The sequence below is a fragment of the Pseudomonas sp. RIT411 genome (assembly GCF_003057735.2).
Classification (GTDB): Bacteria; Pseudomonadota; Gammaproteobacteria; order Pseudomonadales; family Pseudomonadaceae; genus Chryseomonas; species Chryseomonas oryzihabitans.
Genome location: NZ_QBIZ02000026.1, coordinates 1 through 14,301, shown reverse-complemented (window position 1 = coordinate 14,301; position 14,301 = coordinate 1). Strand labels below are relative to the sequence as shown.

Genomic DNA, 14,301 nt, shown 5'->3' with positions numbered 1-14,301 from the left:
GCCCGGACCTCTGTTACCCGGCATTACCCGAGCGGGCGCTTCGGCACCCCTCGCCTCAGCCGGCCAGTTCCGCGGCGCAGACCCGGGCGCGGCCCTGGTGCTTGGCCGCATAGAGCTGGGCATCGGCGGCGGTGATCAGGGCGGCCGGATCGACGGCGGTGGGCGGCAGCGCCGTGGCCACGCCCAGACTCAGGGTGACGTAGCCGGTCACCGAGGAATAGCCATGGGTCAGACGCTGGTCGCGCACCTGCTGCAGCAGTCGCTCGGCGACCTGGGTGGCGCCTTCCAGGTCGGTGCCCGGCAGCAGGCAACCGAATTCCTCGCCGCCATAGCGCGCCAGCAGGTCGTAGGGGCGGAACAGCCCCTGCCCCAGTGCCTGGGCCACCTGGCGCAGGCACTGGTCGCCGGCCAGGTGGCCATAGTGGTCGTTGTAGGCCTTGAAGTGATCGATATCCATGAGGATCAGCGAAAAGGGCGTGCCTTCGCGCTGGCTCTGGCGCCAGCCGCGCAGCAAGGCCTCGTCGAACTGGCGGCGATTGGCGACGCCGGTGAGGCCGTCGACCAGGGCGATGCTGCGCAGGGCGTCGCGCTGCGCCTTGAGGGTCAGCTGGGTGCGCACCCGGGCGCGGACGATGACGGGGTTGATCGGCTTGCTGATGAAATCCACCGCGCCCAGCTCCAGGCCGGTCACCTCTTCGTCGGGGCCCTCCTGGCCGGTGACGAAGATCACCGGGATGGCGGCGGTGGCCGGATCGGCCTGCAACCGGCGCAGGACCTCGTGACCGTCGAGCTGGGGCATCATCACATCGAGCAGGATCAGGTCCGGCTGCTGGGTCAGGGCCAGTTGCAGGGCCTGGGCGCCACTGGTGGCCATCAGCGTCTCGCAATCCTGGCGAAAGAGTTCGTGGAGGATGCGGATGTTCAGCGGTTGGTCGTCGACGATCAGCAGTTTGGGTTTGCTGCGCCGTCCGGCGGCCTCGGCGGTCGGCGGAGTCATAGGGCTTCCTTCAGGTCAGGCAGGGTGGTGAGCGCCGCCGCGAAGTCGAGGGTCTCGACCTGGGCGCGCAAGAGGTCGTAGCGCACCTGGGCTTCGGCGCGGCAGTGCACGGGCAGCTCGGCGATCAGCGCCAGGGCGTCGAGATTGCCCTGGCTGAGCAACTCTTCGAGTTCGTCCAGGCGTGCGCGCCAGTCGACCTGGGTGTCGGTGGGGGTGGCGGCTGTGGTTTCGGCAATGACGGGCGGCGGCAGGACCTCGGCCAGGGCGCCGCGCAATTCGCCGAGGGCTTCGTCGAGCAGTTGTCGCAGGGTCGTCAATTCCACCGCCACCTCCGTGGGGACACCCGCTCCGGCCTTGCCGGCGCGTTCGCCCTCGGCGGCACGCGCGGCCAGGCGCTGGGCACCCATGGTGCCGGCGCTGCCCTTGAGGGAGTGTAGTACCGCCACTGCCGCCTCGCTGTCAGTGGCATGCCAGGCCTGGGCGAGCCTTTCCAGCAGGCCGGCGGAATCCTCGGCGAAGCGTTCCAGCAGCGAGCCGAATAGCCGGGCATCGCCGCCGAAGCGGCGCAGGACGATGCTCAGGGGTTCCACCTGGCGATCCTCGGCGACCGGTGCGGCGGCGGGCGCGACGCTCACCTCCTGGCCGGTCAGGCGCCGCAGACGGGCGACCAGCAATTCCAGGTCGATGGGCTTGCCGATATGGTCGTCCATGCCGGCGGCCAGGCAGGCGTCGCGATCGGTGTGGGAGGCGTTGGCGGTCATCGCCAGGATCGGCAGGGTGCGGAAGCGCCCGTCGGCGCGGATGCGGCGGGTGGCTTCCAGGCCGTCGATGTCGGGCATCTGCATGTCCATGATGACCACGTCCAGCGGCGCGCCGGAGAGCACCCGCTCGACGCCTTCCAGGCCACCTTCGGCCAGTTCCACCTGGGCGCCCTGGGCCAGCAGCAGCTCGGCGGCCACCTGGCGGTTGAGGGCGTTGTCTTCCACCACCAGCAGGCGCAGGCCGGCCAGCCGATGGCTTTCGTCGACCACCGCGGCGGCGTGCACGCCGGCCGGGATCTCCGCGCCCAGGGCGCGCTCCACCACCTCGACGATCTGCGCCGGGGTCACCGGCTTGGTCAGGTAGTCGTCGAAGGGTGCGTCGTCGCTCTGCTGGGCCTCGGTAAGGAAGTCGCGACCGAAGCCGGTGAGCATGATGACCTTGGGGCGGTTGTCGGCCTGCCGCTCGCGCAACTGCCGGGCCGCCAGCAGGCCATCGCCGTCGGGCATGCGCCAGTCCATCAGCACCGCCTCATAGGGCTGTGCCTGCTGCTGGGCCTGGGCGACCCGCGCCAGGGCGGCGGCGCCGCTGGTGACCAGATCCACCTGCCAGCCGAGGGCCGCCAGGGTCTCCACCAGCACCTCGCCGACCAGGGTGTTGTCGTCGGCCAGCAGCACCCGTCGGCGTACCGGCGCCAGCTGGGCCTCGCCCTGACTATCCACCGCCAGGGCGGCATCGAACCAGAAGCGGCTGCCCACGCCCAGTTCGCTTTCCACCTGCAGCTGGCCATCCATCAGCTCCACCAGGCGCTTGCAGATGGCCAGGCCCAGGCCGGTGCCACCAAAGCGCCGGCTGATCGACGCCTCGGCCTGGGTGAAGCCCTGGAACAGCTGTTCCTGCTGGGCCGGACTGATACCGATGCCGGTGTCCTGCACCGAGAATTCCAGGCGCAGCTGACCGTCCGCTCGCGACAGCTGGCGCACGCTGACCAGCACCTGTCCCGCTTCGGTGAACTTGAGGGCGTTGCCGGCCAGATTGATGAGGATCTGCTGCAGCCGCAGGCTGTCGCCGATCAGGGCGGTGGGCAGCCCGGCGTCCAGGTGGTAGTTGATCTCGACGTTCTTCTCGCCGCTGTTGCCGGAAAGCACCACGCCCAGGTTGCGCAGCACCTGCTCCAGGCTGAAGGGATGGACGTCCAGCTGCAGCTTGCCGGCTTCGATCTTGGAGTAGTCCAGCACGTCGTTGAGCAGCCCCAGCAGCGAACGCGCCGCCTGCTGGGCCTTGGTCAGGTAGTCGCCCTGGCGGGCGTCCAGGGCGGTGCGCTGCAGCAGTTGCAGCATGCCCAGCACGGCGTTCATCGGCGTACGGATCTCGTGGCTCATGTTGGCCAGGAAGGACGACTTGGCCTGGCTGGCCAGGTCGGCGCGGGTGCGCTCCTCGCGCAGCCGGTGCTCCAACTCCAACTGTTCGGTGATGTCGCGGTTGATGCCCACCACCCGCAGCACCCGCCCGCGCGGATCCCGTTCGGTGCGGGCGCCGGCGATGATGTGGCGCAGCGAACCGTCCTGGCGGCGCACGCGGAACACCGGATCGAACACCGCGCGCCCGGCCATGGCGGCGCCCAGGCGCTCTTCGGCGCTGGCCAGGTCGTCAGGGTGCACGCGGCAGCGCCAGTCGTTGTAGGTGATGCCGGCGGCGCGCTGGGCATCGGTCCACTCGTAGAGTTCGAACATCCGGTCGTTGCACTGCACCTGGCCGGTGTCGGGCTGCCAGCACCAGATGCCCAGCTGGGCGACGTCGGCGGCCATGGTCAGCTGGTCGCGGGCCTGCAGCAGCGCCTGGCGCTGGCGACTCTGCTCGGTGATGTCGGCGATGATGGCCACTGCCAGGCGCTCGCCGTCAGTCCACATCACCCCCAGGCTCAGGGTGAGGGGGAAGACGCTGCCATCCGCGCGGCGCCCTTCCATCTCCTGGCCCTGCGGGCTGGCCTGGTCGTCGGGGATCTCCTGCGGGCAGCTGAACAGCGCTTCGTAGCCGGCCAGGTAGCCGGGGATCAGCCGGCGGACCGGTTGACCCACCACCTCGGCGGCGCGATAGCCGAAGATGCGTTCGCCGGCCGGGTTGAAGGAGCGCACCAGGCCCTGGCTGTCCACGGTGACGATGGGGCTGACCGCGGTGTCCAGGATCGCCCGGGTCAGGGCCAGGCTGGCCGCCAGTTCCTGTTCGGCGGCCTTGCGTTCGGTGACGTCCGAGGCGATGCCCAGGTAGCCGCTGATCCGCCCGCCGGCGTCGCGCATGGTGGTCACCACCAGGCTGACGTCGCGGTGCTCGCCGTCGCGGCGGACGAAGGTCCACTCGCGGGCGTCGGCGCCGGTGCGCTCGGAGCGCTCCACCAGCACCCGGAAACCGGCGACCGGCAGGCCGTACTCGGCTTCCAGGGCCGCACCCTGGGTGGCCAGTTCTTCCGGCAGATGGAGGTCACTGGCATGCCAGAGTCCCACCACCTCCTCGGCGCGATAGCCGAGCAGCCGCTCGGCGCCCTCGTTGAACAGGGTGATCAGGCCGTCGCGGTCGGTGGCGATGATGCCCACCTCGGAGGCCGCGCGCAGCACGTCGCCGAGCAGGCGGTTGGTCTGGCTGAGTTCGGCGGTGCGCTGGGCCACCTGCTCTTCCAGGCGGGCGTTGAGCGCCAGGATCTCGGCCTGGGCGGCCTTCTGCAGCGAGATGTCGCGCACCGTCTTGGAGGCGCCGACCACCCGGCCGTCACGGCCACGCATGGGCGAGACGCTGACCAGCACATCGATCAGGTGACCGTCGCGGTGCTGGCGACGGGTCTCGAAGTGCGGCACCGGCTCGCCTCGGCCGATGCGTTCTAGCACCCACCACTCCTCGTGTTCCAGCTCGGTGGGCACCACCAGATCGAGCAGGCGCTGGCCCACGGCTTCGCTGGCCGGATAGCCGAACAGCTCTTCCGCCGCGTGGTTCCAGCTCAGTACCACGCCGTTGAGGTCCTTGCTGATGATGCCGTCGGAGGAGCTTTCCACCACCGCAGTGAGGTTGGCCTGGTCCTGCTGATACTGGCGGCGCCGCTGGCGCGTGGTCAGCACGGCGAAGGTGAGGCCGGCAGCCAGCAGGCTGACCAGTTTGCCGACCAGGTGCACCAGAGGTATTGAGACCAAGTTGAGACCGGCGACGAAGGCCGGGGTGGCGGTAAAGGCCATCTGCCAGCGCCGCCCATAGACATCACGGGTAGCGACCACCTCCGAAAGTCCTTCGGCCGCCGGCTCACTGGTATCGCCGCGGGTATAGAACGGCGTGGGCCTGGCAGGCTCGGTCACGTCGGTCAGGCGGATCAACAGACCCGGAATGTCCAGGCGCAGGCTGCCGAACAGCTCCTCGATGCTCAGCGGCACATAGGACCAGCCCAGGGTGGCGCCCTCGCGTTGCGCCGGGTCCTTGGGTAGCAGGCCGTCACGATAGATCGGCAGCATCAGCAGCAGGCCACGTTCCGGCGGCTGATAGGCCTGCAACTCCACTGGCCCGGACAGGTGCATGCTGCCGCGCTGCATGGCCAGCACCGCCGTTTCACGGCGGACCGGTTCGGACGCCGCATCCATGCCGACGGCGCGCTGGTTGAGCGCCACCGGCTCGACGTACTGGACGACAAATCTGTCACCGTCGTGGGGCGCGAAGCTGCGAATGGCGAAGTCCGGCCAGCCATCGGCGCGTGCGGCGTGGACGAAGCGCTCCTCCTCGCCGGCGGGAACCCGGCGGATGAAACCTATGCCACGCGCACCGCGAAACTCCTGGTTCAGGTCGTGGGTACGACCATAGTGCTGCAGCAGTTCCCGCGACAGCCCCGCGCCGGCCACCACGATGACGTCACGCATGCCGCTCAGGCTGTACTCATAGACCCGCAGTCGCTCGGCGATCTGCTCGCGCACGTCGGTCGCCGCCGCGTTGAGGGCCGCCTGTACCTGTCGCTCGTTGCGCTCGGTCAGATGGCGCATGGTCAGGCTGGTCAGCAGGACGCCGAACAGAAAGACGCCGAGACTCCAGCGTACGCGAGAGGATTTGCACAGCCTGCTGAACATGGAGCCCCTGGTGGCAAAAGGTGCCACGCCGTTGGTTAGGCGATGCCAGGAGCGGGAAGCGCGAACGGAACGGGGCCTCCACCAGACCTGGCGGTAACAGCTAGCCCATCGGCGGGAAAAAAGGCTTTCTTGATACCGCGGATCGGCCGCCAGGCTGAAGCGCAGCGGCGGATGCGTGCAAAGCGGCAGCCCAGAGCAAGTTCACGCGCTAATTAGTTTTACTGTTTCTGACGAGTGGTCGAGGAAAGATCGGCATTCACGCAAGTCTTCCTGACCTTCCGGACAGCAAAAAGGGAGAGCCGACCTGACGTCGACTCTCCCTTTTTGCGGACTTTTCGCGCGAATCAGATGCGGAAGCCACCCACCAGGCGCTGCAGGCGACCGGCCTCGGCTTCCAGGGCGGTACAGGCCGCCAGGGTGGCCTGGAGGTTGTCGACGCCCTGCTGATTCAGCAGGTTGATCTCGCTGATGTCCATGTTCAGGGTCTCCACCACCGAGGTCTGCTCCTCGGTCGCCGTCGCGACGGACTGGTTCTGGCCGTCGATCTCGCCGATGCGCTCGGTCACGCTGCCCAGCCGCTCGCCGGCGCTCTTGGCCACCTGCATGCTGTGGGCGCTCTGCCGCTGGCTTTCCTGCATCAGGGCCACGGCGTCGCGCGAGCCGGTCTGCAGCTCTTCGATCATCTGCTGGATCTGCTGCGCCGAACTCTGGGTACGGCTGGCCAGGGAACGTACCTCATCGGCCACCACGGCGAAGCCACGCCCGGCCTCACCGGCCCGCGCGGCCTCGATGGCGGCGTTGAGCGCCAGCAGGTTGGTCTGCTCGGAGATGCCGCGGATGACTTCGAGGATCTGGCCGATGTTGGCGGTCTTGCCGTTGAGCGCTTCGATATGCTCGCAACTGGTGCCGATCTTGCTCGACAGTGCCTGCATGGCGTGCAGGGCTTCGTCGAGCACCTCGCGGCCCTCTTCGCCCTGGGCACGCGCCGTGCTGGCCTCGCCGGAGGCATGGGCGGCATTGCGGGCGATCTCCTGGGCGGCGGCGCCCAGTTCGTTGATCGCCGCGGCCACGCTGGTGGTGCGCTGGGCTTGGAGGTCCGACTGCTGCATGGACGATTGCGAAGACTCCAGCACGCGCCGAGTGCTCTGATTCAGCTCGCCAGTGGTCTGGGCCACGTCACGGATCGAGGTGTGGATGCGCGCCACGAACTTGTTGAAGGCCTCGGCCAGGGCGCCGAATTCGTCCTGCGCCTGTACGGGCAGGCGGCGGGTCAGGTCGCCCTCGCCTTCGGCGATGTCGGCCATGGCGCGGGTCAGGTCATGCAGCGGGCGCAAGAGGACGCGGATCAGCAGCCCCAGCAGCAGGATGATGGCGATCACCGCTACCACGGTGGCGACGATGGCCAGGTTGCGGGCCTGGGTCACCGGGGCATAGGCCTTGGCCTGGTCGATGGACAGGCCCAGGTACCACTTGACCGAGGGCAGGCCATTGACCGGGGTGAAGCTCACCAGGCGGTCGCTGCCATTCTGGGTGACGGCGTGCAGCCCGGGCTGCAGGGATGGGGTCTGTTCCGGGAAGACGTCCTTGAGGGTCTTGAGCACCTGCTCGGGATGGCTGCTGACCAGGACCTTGCCGTCGCCGTCGACCAGGAAGGCTTCGCCGAGGCCGCCGACGTTGAGCGAGGTGATGATTTCCACCAGCGCCGAGAGGTTGAGGTCACCGGCCACCACGCCGGCCAGCTGGCCGTCACGCTGCAGCGGGGTGGCGATGGTCACGCCCAGCTGGCCGGAGGAGGCGAAGATATAGGGCGGGGTCAGCACCGTGGTGCCGGCGGCGGTGACGGCCGCGTACCAGGGCCGCTTGCGCGGGTCGTAGCCGGCCGGCAGGCTGCGCAGCGGACGGGTGGTGTAGGTGCCGTCCACTTCGCCCAGGTAGGTGGAATCGAAGGTGCCCGTGTAGATCTTCTGGTCCAGCAGACCGACCAGGCCTTCGGGCGAACGATCGCGCGCCAGGGTCTGGGCTTCGCCTTCGATGAGCTTGACCCGCGCGTCCAGCCAGTAGGCGATGTTGCCGGCGGTGACCCGCCCGGTTTCCGCGAGGTTGGCACTCAGGCTCTGGTCGATGGCCTGGCGTTGCAGATAGGCATTGAAACCGGCGGAAGCGGCCAGCGCGGTGGTGATCACCAGCGCCGCGACCAGCAGGATCTTGTGACTGAATTTCAGGTGTCGCTTCATACAGGTCTGCGTCCGTAGCTAGGGAGCCATGCCGGATTCAGGGCATGGCTATCGCACTCGTTATCGGGCATGTACGTTACGACTTGAGCGGAGCGGCACCCTCTTTTCCGCCTGCGCGCGCTAGATGCGGAAGCCACCCACCAGGCGCTGCAGGCGACCGGCCTCGGCTTCCAGGGCGGTGCAGGCCGCCAGGGTGGCCTGGAGGTTGTCGACGCCCTGCTGGTTCAGCAGGTTGATCTCGCTGATGTCCATGTTCAGGGTCTCCACCACCGAGGTCTGTTCCTCAGTCGCGGTGGCCACCGACTGGTTCTGGCCGTCGATCTCGCCGATGCGCTCGGTCACGCTGCCCAGCCGCTCGCCGGCGCTCTTGGCCACCTGCATGCTGTGGGCGCTCTGCCGCTGACTTTCCTGCATCAGGGCCACGGCGTCGCGCGAGCCGCTCTGCAGTTCTTCGATCATCTGCTGGATCTGCTGCGCCGAACTCTGGGTGCGGCTGGCCAGGGAGCGTACCTCGTCGGCTACCACGGCGAAGCCGCGACCGGCCTCCCCCGCGCGGGCCGCTTCGATGGCTGCGTTGAGCGCCAGCAGGTTGGTCTGCTCCGAGATGCCGCGGATGACCTCGAGGATCTGGCCGATGTTGGCGGCCTTGCCGTTAAGGGCCTCGATATGCTCGCAACTGGTGCCGATCTTGGCCGACAGTGCCTGCATGGCGTACAGGGCTTCGTCGAGCACCTCGCGGCCTTCCTCGCCCTGGGCGCGCGCCGTGCTGGCCTCGCCGGAGGCATGGGCGGCGTTGCGGGCGATCTCCTGGGCGGCGGCGCCCAGTTCGTTGATCGCCGCGGCCACGCTGGTAGTGCGCTGGGCCTGGATGTCGGACTGCTGCATGGACGACTGCGAGGCCTCCAGCACCCGGCGGGTGCCCTGGTTGAGTTCGCCGGTGCTCTGGGCCACGTCGCGGATCGAGGTATGGATGCGCGCCACGAAGTGGTTGAAGGCCTCGGCCAGGGCGCCGAATTCGTCGCGGGACTGCACCGGCAGGCGGCGGGTCAGGTCGCCCTCGCCTTCGGCGATGTCGTCCATGGCGCGGGTCAGGTCATGCAGCGGGCGCAGCAGGACGCGGATGAGGAAGCCCAGCAGCAGGATGATGGCGACCACCGCCACCAGAGTGGCGACGATGGCCAGGTTGCGCGCCTGGGTCACCGGGGCATAGGCCTTGGCCTGGTCGATGGACAGGGCCAGGTACCACTTGACCGAGGGCAGGCCCGCGACCGGGGTAAAGCTCACCAGCCGCTCGCTGCCGTTCTGCAGGACGTGATGGAAGCCCGGGGCCAGGGTCGGGGTCTGCTCCGGGAAGACCTCCTTGAGCGATTTCAGCACCTGGTCGGCGTGGCTGCTGACCAGGATCTTGCCGTCGCCGTCCACCAGGAAGGCTTCGCCCAGACCGCCGGCGTCCAGCGAGGTGATCATCTTCATCAGGCTGTCCATCACCAGGTCGCCGGCCACCACGCCGATCAGCTTGCCGTTCTGCAGGACCGGCGCGGCAATGGTGATGCACAGAAAGCTCTGCGGCGGCGCGGTCAGGTAGGGCTCGGTGAGGATGGGACCGCCAGCGCTGACCGCGGCCTTGTACCAGTCGCGCTGGCGGGCATCGTAGCCGGCCTCCATGGGGGTATGGGGGCGGTCGGTGAAGGTGCCGTCGACCTCTCCCAGGTAGGTGGAATCGAAGTTGCTCGTGTAGAGCTTCTCTTCCAGCAGGCCCACCACGTTGGCCGGGCTGCTGTCGCGGCTGAGCGCCTGGGCCTGGCTGTCGATCAGCTTGACCCGCGCGTCCAGCCAGTAGGCGATGTTGCCGGCGGTGATGCGGCCGATCTCGCCCAGCGAGGCTTCGAGACTCTGGGTGATGGCCTGGCGCTGCAGATAGGCGTTGAAGCTGGCGAAGCCGGCCAGGGCCAGGGTCACCACCAGGGCGGCCGCCAGCAGGATCTTGTGGCTGAATTGGAGCGAGCGTTTCATGGTTACCACACGTAAGACTTGGGGAGTGGGCGGCCGCTCTCCTCGCACATACTTATTGCGATAGGCATCGAGAGGGCAAATCGACCGGGGACGGTCGAGGCCGCACTATTACGCATAAATCCGACTTTTAGCTGGCGCCAACCGATAAACGTTCTCACAACGCCGATGTCTGGGCGGCGTGCCCTACAGCAGGCTGAAACCTTTCAGCAGGAGCAGCCCCAGATTGGTGGTCAGCATCCCGCCCAGGGTACTGAGCACCACGATGGTCGCTGCCAGCTGGGCATTGCTGCCGGCGGCGCGGGCCATGACGAAACTCGACGCCGCCGTCGGGCACCCGAGGTAGAGAAAGAGAATGCCCAGCGCCGGTCCCTGGATGCCCAGCGCCAGGGCGCCCAGCACGCCCAGCAACGGAATCCAGACGATCTTCCACAGGCTGGCGCCCACCGCCAGACCGCTGCTCTCGCGCAGCGAGGCCAGCGACAGGGTGGCGCCGATGCACATCAGCGCCAGCGGCAGGGTGAGCCCGGCGAAATAGCGCGCCGAGGTGTCCAGCCAGCGCGGCAATTGCCATTGGAAATAGGCGAAGGGAATCGCCAGCAGGATGCCGATGATCAGTGGATTGCCGAGGATGCTGCGCAGCAGGGTGCGCCAGTTGGCCTCCAGATGCGGACTGTAGAGCGCCAGCACGATGGCCGAGAGCACGTTGTAGAAGAGGATGACCATGCCGGCCATGATCCCGCCCACCGACAGCCCATAGTCGCCGTACTGGGTCGCCGCCAGGGCCAGGCCGACGATGCCGCAGTTGCCGCGAAAGGCGCCCTGCACATAGACCCCGCGATCGGCATGGGGACAGCGCCAGATCGCCCAGCCCCAGGCGGCCAGGAAACTCACCACCGTGGCCAGGGCGAAATAGCCCAGTAGCAGCGGTTGCAGCGCCTCGCCGAGATCGGCCTTGAGGATGCCGAGAAACAGCAGGGTCGGCATGGTGGCGCGAAACACCAGGGCCGAGGCGGTGTTGATGAAGGGGGTGTCGATCCAGCCCAGCCGCTTGAGCACGCAGCCCAGCAGCACCAGGGCGAAGACCGGGGCGGTGACGTCGAAGGTCGCCTGGACCAGGGCAAGCACGTCGGACATGGCGGAAGGCATCGCGGAAACGGCTCGCGATGGTAGCAGGCACGGCGCGCCACGGGGCCCTTCCTTCCGTCATCGCGAAGTGACATCAGTCAATGCTTAGCTTACTATCTACCCGCCCGATTCAGACGACGCCCCCGATCCATCCCCCGCTTCGCCTCAGCGCGACCGCTCTAACTTCCTGCCAGGGAAGCCGGCGAAGGGGTGGAACAATAAGACAGACAACAGGTTCAGACGTAGCAGACGACAGATCCGCATGCGGTTCCGATTTGCGATGTCGTCGATCGAGTCGAAGTCTCTTTTCACGATTGCATTGCGAGCGCTGCCATGACTGTCACTTCCAACGCGAGACCGGGAGGCCTGCCTGCCAGGTTACTCGGCATCCTGTTCATCCTCCTGGGCCTGGCCCTCTTGGGGCTGGGCATCAAACTGGCCACCCTCGGGGGCTCCCTGTACTACCTCGGCGGCGGCGTGCTGCTTGCCCTGAGTGGTTACCTGCTGTGCATCCGGCGGGCCAGCGGGGTCTGGGTCTATGCCTTCTTCCTGGTGATGTCCACCGCCTGGGCCGTACTGGAAGTCCAGTTCGACTGGTGGCAGCTGGTGCCGCGCCTGGCGCTCTGGTTCGTCCTTGGCCTGGTGCTCCTGATCCCGGTGTTCCGCCGTCCGCTGGACAGCCGCAGCGGCGGCCTGCCGCTGGTCGGCTCCCTGGTGATCGCTGCGGTCGTCGCCCTGGTCGCCCAGTTCGTCAACTACAACCGTCTGGACGGTGACCTGGGCCGCGACACCGCCGGCACCCAGAGCGCCGCGCCGACCGCCGCCGATGGCGACTGGCCGTCCTATGGCCGCACCGCCTTCGGTGATCGCTACTCGCCGCTCAAGCAGATCGACGTCAACAACGTGAAGGAGCTGCAACCGGCCTGGACCTTCCGTACCGGCGACATCCCCGGCCCGAACGATCCCCAGGAGACCACCGCGGAAAACACCCCGCTCAAGGTCAACGGCAAGCTCTATGTCTGCACGCCGCACAGCCAGGTGATCGCCGTGGATCCCGACAGCGGCAAGGAAATCTGGCGCTTCGATCCCAAGCTGAGCACCCAGCACGCCGACAGCTTCAAGGGCTGGGCGCACATGACCTGCCGCGGCGTGGCCTACCACGACGACGCCACCTATGCCGGCACCACCACCGCGGGCCAGAGCCCGGCCACCGGCAGCGCCGTCCCGGTCGACGAGCAGAGCACCCCGGCCGCCAGCAGCTGCCCGCGCCGCCTGTTCCTGCCCACCGCCGACACCCGCCTGATCGCCATCAACGCCGACACCGGCAAGGTGTGCAGCGACTTCGGCGACAACGGCCAGGTCGACCTGACCGCCAACATGGGCAGCTTCACGCCCGGCGGCTACTACTCCACCTCGCCGCCGGCGGTGACCCGCAACCTGGTGATCATCGGTGGCCACGTCACCGACAACGTCTCCACCGACGAGCCGTCCGGCGTGATCCGCGCCTACGACGTGCACACCGGCAAGCTGGTGTGGAACTGGGACAGCGGCAATCCGGACGCCACCGCGCCCATCGCCGCCGACGGCATCTACACCCGCAACTCGCCCAACATGTGGTCGATGATGGCCGTCGACGAAAAGGTCGGCATGGTCTATCTGCCCATGGGCAACCAGATGCCCGACCAGTGGGGCGGTGACCGTACCCCGGCCTCCGAGAAGTACAGCGCCGGCGTGGTCGCCCTCGACATCGCCACCGGCAAGGTGCGCTGGAACTACCAGTTCACCCACCATGACCTCTGGGACATGGACGTGGGCGGTCAGCCGACCCTGGTGGACATCAAGACCGAAGGCGGCGTTAAACCCGCGCTGATGGCCTCGACCAAGCAGGGCAGCATCTATGTGCTGGACCGCACCAACGGTCAGCCCATCTACCCGATCACCGAAACCCCGGTGCCCCAGGGCGCGGTGGAAGGCGACCACACCTCGCCGACCCAGCCGGTCTCCTCGATCAACCTGGCCGCGCCGACCCTCAAGGAAAGCGACATGTGGGGCGGTACGCCCTTCGACCAGGCGCTGTGCCGCATCGCCTTCCGCGAGCACCGCTACGAGGGCATCTACACCCCGCCGTCCACCCAGGGCTCGATCGTCTACCCGGGCAACTTCGGCGTGTTCGACTGGGGCGGCATCTCGGTCGATCCAGTACGCCAGATCGCCTTCCTCAACCCCAGCTACATGGCCTTCACCTCCAAGCTGGTACCGCGTGAAGAGATCGCCAACCAGCCGGCGCGCAAGAGCGAGACCGAGGGCATCCAGCCCAACAAGGGCGCGCCCTACGGCGTGATCCTGTCGGCCTTCCTGTCGCCCCTGGGCCTGCCCTGCCAGGCACCCGCCTGGGGCTACGTGGCGGGTCTCGACCTGACCACCGGCAAGCTGGTCTACAAGCACAAGAACGGCACCGTGCGCGACAACTCGCCGGTTCCGCTGCCCCTGCCCATGGGCGTGCCCAGCCTGGGCGGCACCGTCACCACCGCCGGTGGCGTGGCCTTCCTGAGCGGCACCCTGGACCAGTACCTGCGCGCCTATGACGTGAAGAACGGCAAGGAACTGTGGAAAGGCCGCCTGCCGGCCGGTGGCCAGACCACCCCCATGACCTACACCGGCAAGGACGGTCGCCAGTACGTGCTGGTCTATGCCGGCGGCCATGGCTCGCTGGGCACCAAGCAGGGCGACTACGTGATGGCCTTCGCCCTGCCCGAGAAGAAGTAAGGGCGCCCGCGCCCGAGCTCCCCTCTCCTCCGGGAGAGGGTCCGGGGCGAGGATGCTTCGAGCATTTTTGACATCCTGTTGGAATCCCCCTCGCCCCACCCCGAAATCCCGGCCCAGCCGGGATTTTTTTCGCCTGGGTTTTCTTTCCATCAAAAGGGCTTTGCTCCTTCCGGAAGGGAGCGGGGACGAGAGCCCCCTGGCACCCGGGGCCCCAGTGGAAAAGGCTGCGCCGTTTTCCACGCTACGGTGTCGAGACCGCGCCTCATCCCCAGGGAGAGGGCAAACCAAGCACAGCTCTCGCTTTTCCCCCTCT

The 14,301-nt window shown here is 67.9% G+C and carries 6 protein-coding genes; 1 reads left to right on the top strand and 5 read right to left on the bottom strand.

The genetic code is table 11. The annotated features are described in order from the left end of the window. Positions 1 to 55: 55 nt before the first annotated feature. The 5 genes from DBY63_RS23030 to DBY63_RS23010 all read right to left on the bottom strand — a co-directional run bounded on the left by DBY63_RS23030 (position 56) and on the right by DBY63_RS23010 (position 11,231). The gene (locus DBY63_RS23030) at positions 56 to 997 is read right to left on the bottom strand and encodes a diguanylate cyclase (RefSeq protein ID WP_027601031.1); all 942 of its coding nucleotides are present in this window, start codon (positions 995 to 997) and stop codon (positions 56 to 58) included. Continuing rightward, entirely contained in the window at positions 994 to 5,850 is a 4,857-nt protein-coding gene (locus DBY63_RS23025) for a PAS domain S-box protein (RefSeq protein ID WP_108582915.1), read from the bottom strand. The genes DBY63_RS23030 and DBY63_RS23025 overlap by 4 nt, the downstream gene beginning before the upstream one ends. 344 nt (positions 5,851 to 6,194) lie before the next feature. Next, the gene (locus DBY63_RS23020; RefSeq protein ID WP_108582914.1) at positions 6,195 to 8,084 is read right to left on the bottom strand and encodes a methyl-accepting chemotaxis protein; all 1,890 of its coding nucleotides are present in this window, start codon (positions 8,082 to 8,084) and stop codon (positions 6,195 to 6,197) included. Between the two features lie 120 nt (positions 8,085 to 8,204). Continuing rightward, positions 8,205 to 10,097 (bottom strand): methyl-accepting chemotaxis protein, encoded by a 1,893-nt coding sequence (locus DBY63_RS23015; RefSeq protein ID WP_108582938.1) that lies wholly within the window; start codon positions 10,095 to 10,097, stop codon positions 8,205 to 8,207. A gap of 183 nt (positions 10,098 to 10,280) precedes the next feature. After that, positions 10,281 to 11,231: an AEC family transporter gene (locus tag DBY63_RS23010; RefSeq protein WP_081347979.1), complete on the bottom strand. Its 951-nt coding sequence runs from the start codon at positions 11,229 to 11,231 to the stop codon at positions 10,281 to 10,283. A 324-nt stretch (positions 11,232 to 11,555) separates the two neighbouring features. Here DBY63_RS23010 and DBY63_RS23005 point away from each other — a divergent pair, with 324 nt between their 5' ends. Then, a complete protein-coding gene (locus DBY63_RS23005) occupies positions 11,556 to 13,988 on the top strand; it encodes a glucose/quinate/shikimate family membrane-bound PQQ-dependent dehydrogenase (protein WP_108582913.1) in 2,433 nt (810 codons plus the stop codon). Positions 13,989 to 14,301: the final 313 nt, after the last annotated feature.

Bases quoted from the DNA above. Each gene is read 5' to 3' on its own strand.
- DBY63_RS23030 (WP_027601031.1), bottom strand. From the start codon at position 997: ATGACTCCGCCGACCGCCGAGGCCGCCGGACGGCGCAGCAAACCCAAA.
- DBY63_RS23015 (WP_108582938.1), bottom strand. From the start codon at position 10,097: ATGAAACGCTCGCTCCAATTCAGCCACAAGATCCTGCTGGCGGCCGCC.
- DBY63_RS23025 (WP_108582915.1), bottom strand. From the start codon at position 5,850: ATGTTCAGCAGGCTGTGCAAATCCTCTCGCGTACGCTGGAGTCTCGGC.
- DBY63_RS23010 (WP_081347979.1), bottom strand. From the start codon at position 11,231: ATGTCCGACGTGCTTGCCCTGGTCCAGGCGACCTTCGACGTCACCGCC.
- DBY63_RS23005 (WP_108582913.1), top strand. From the start codon at position 11,556: ATGACTGTCACTTCCAACGCGAGACCGGGAGGCCTGCCTGCCAGGTTA.
- DBY63_RS23020 (WP_108582914.1), bottom strand. From the start codon at position 8,084: ATGAAGCGACACCTGAAATTCAGTCACAAGATCCTGCTGGTCGCGGCG.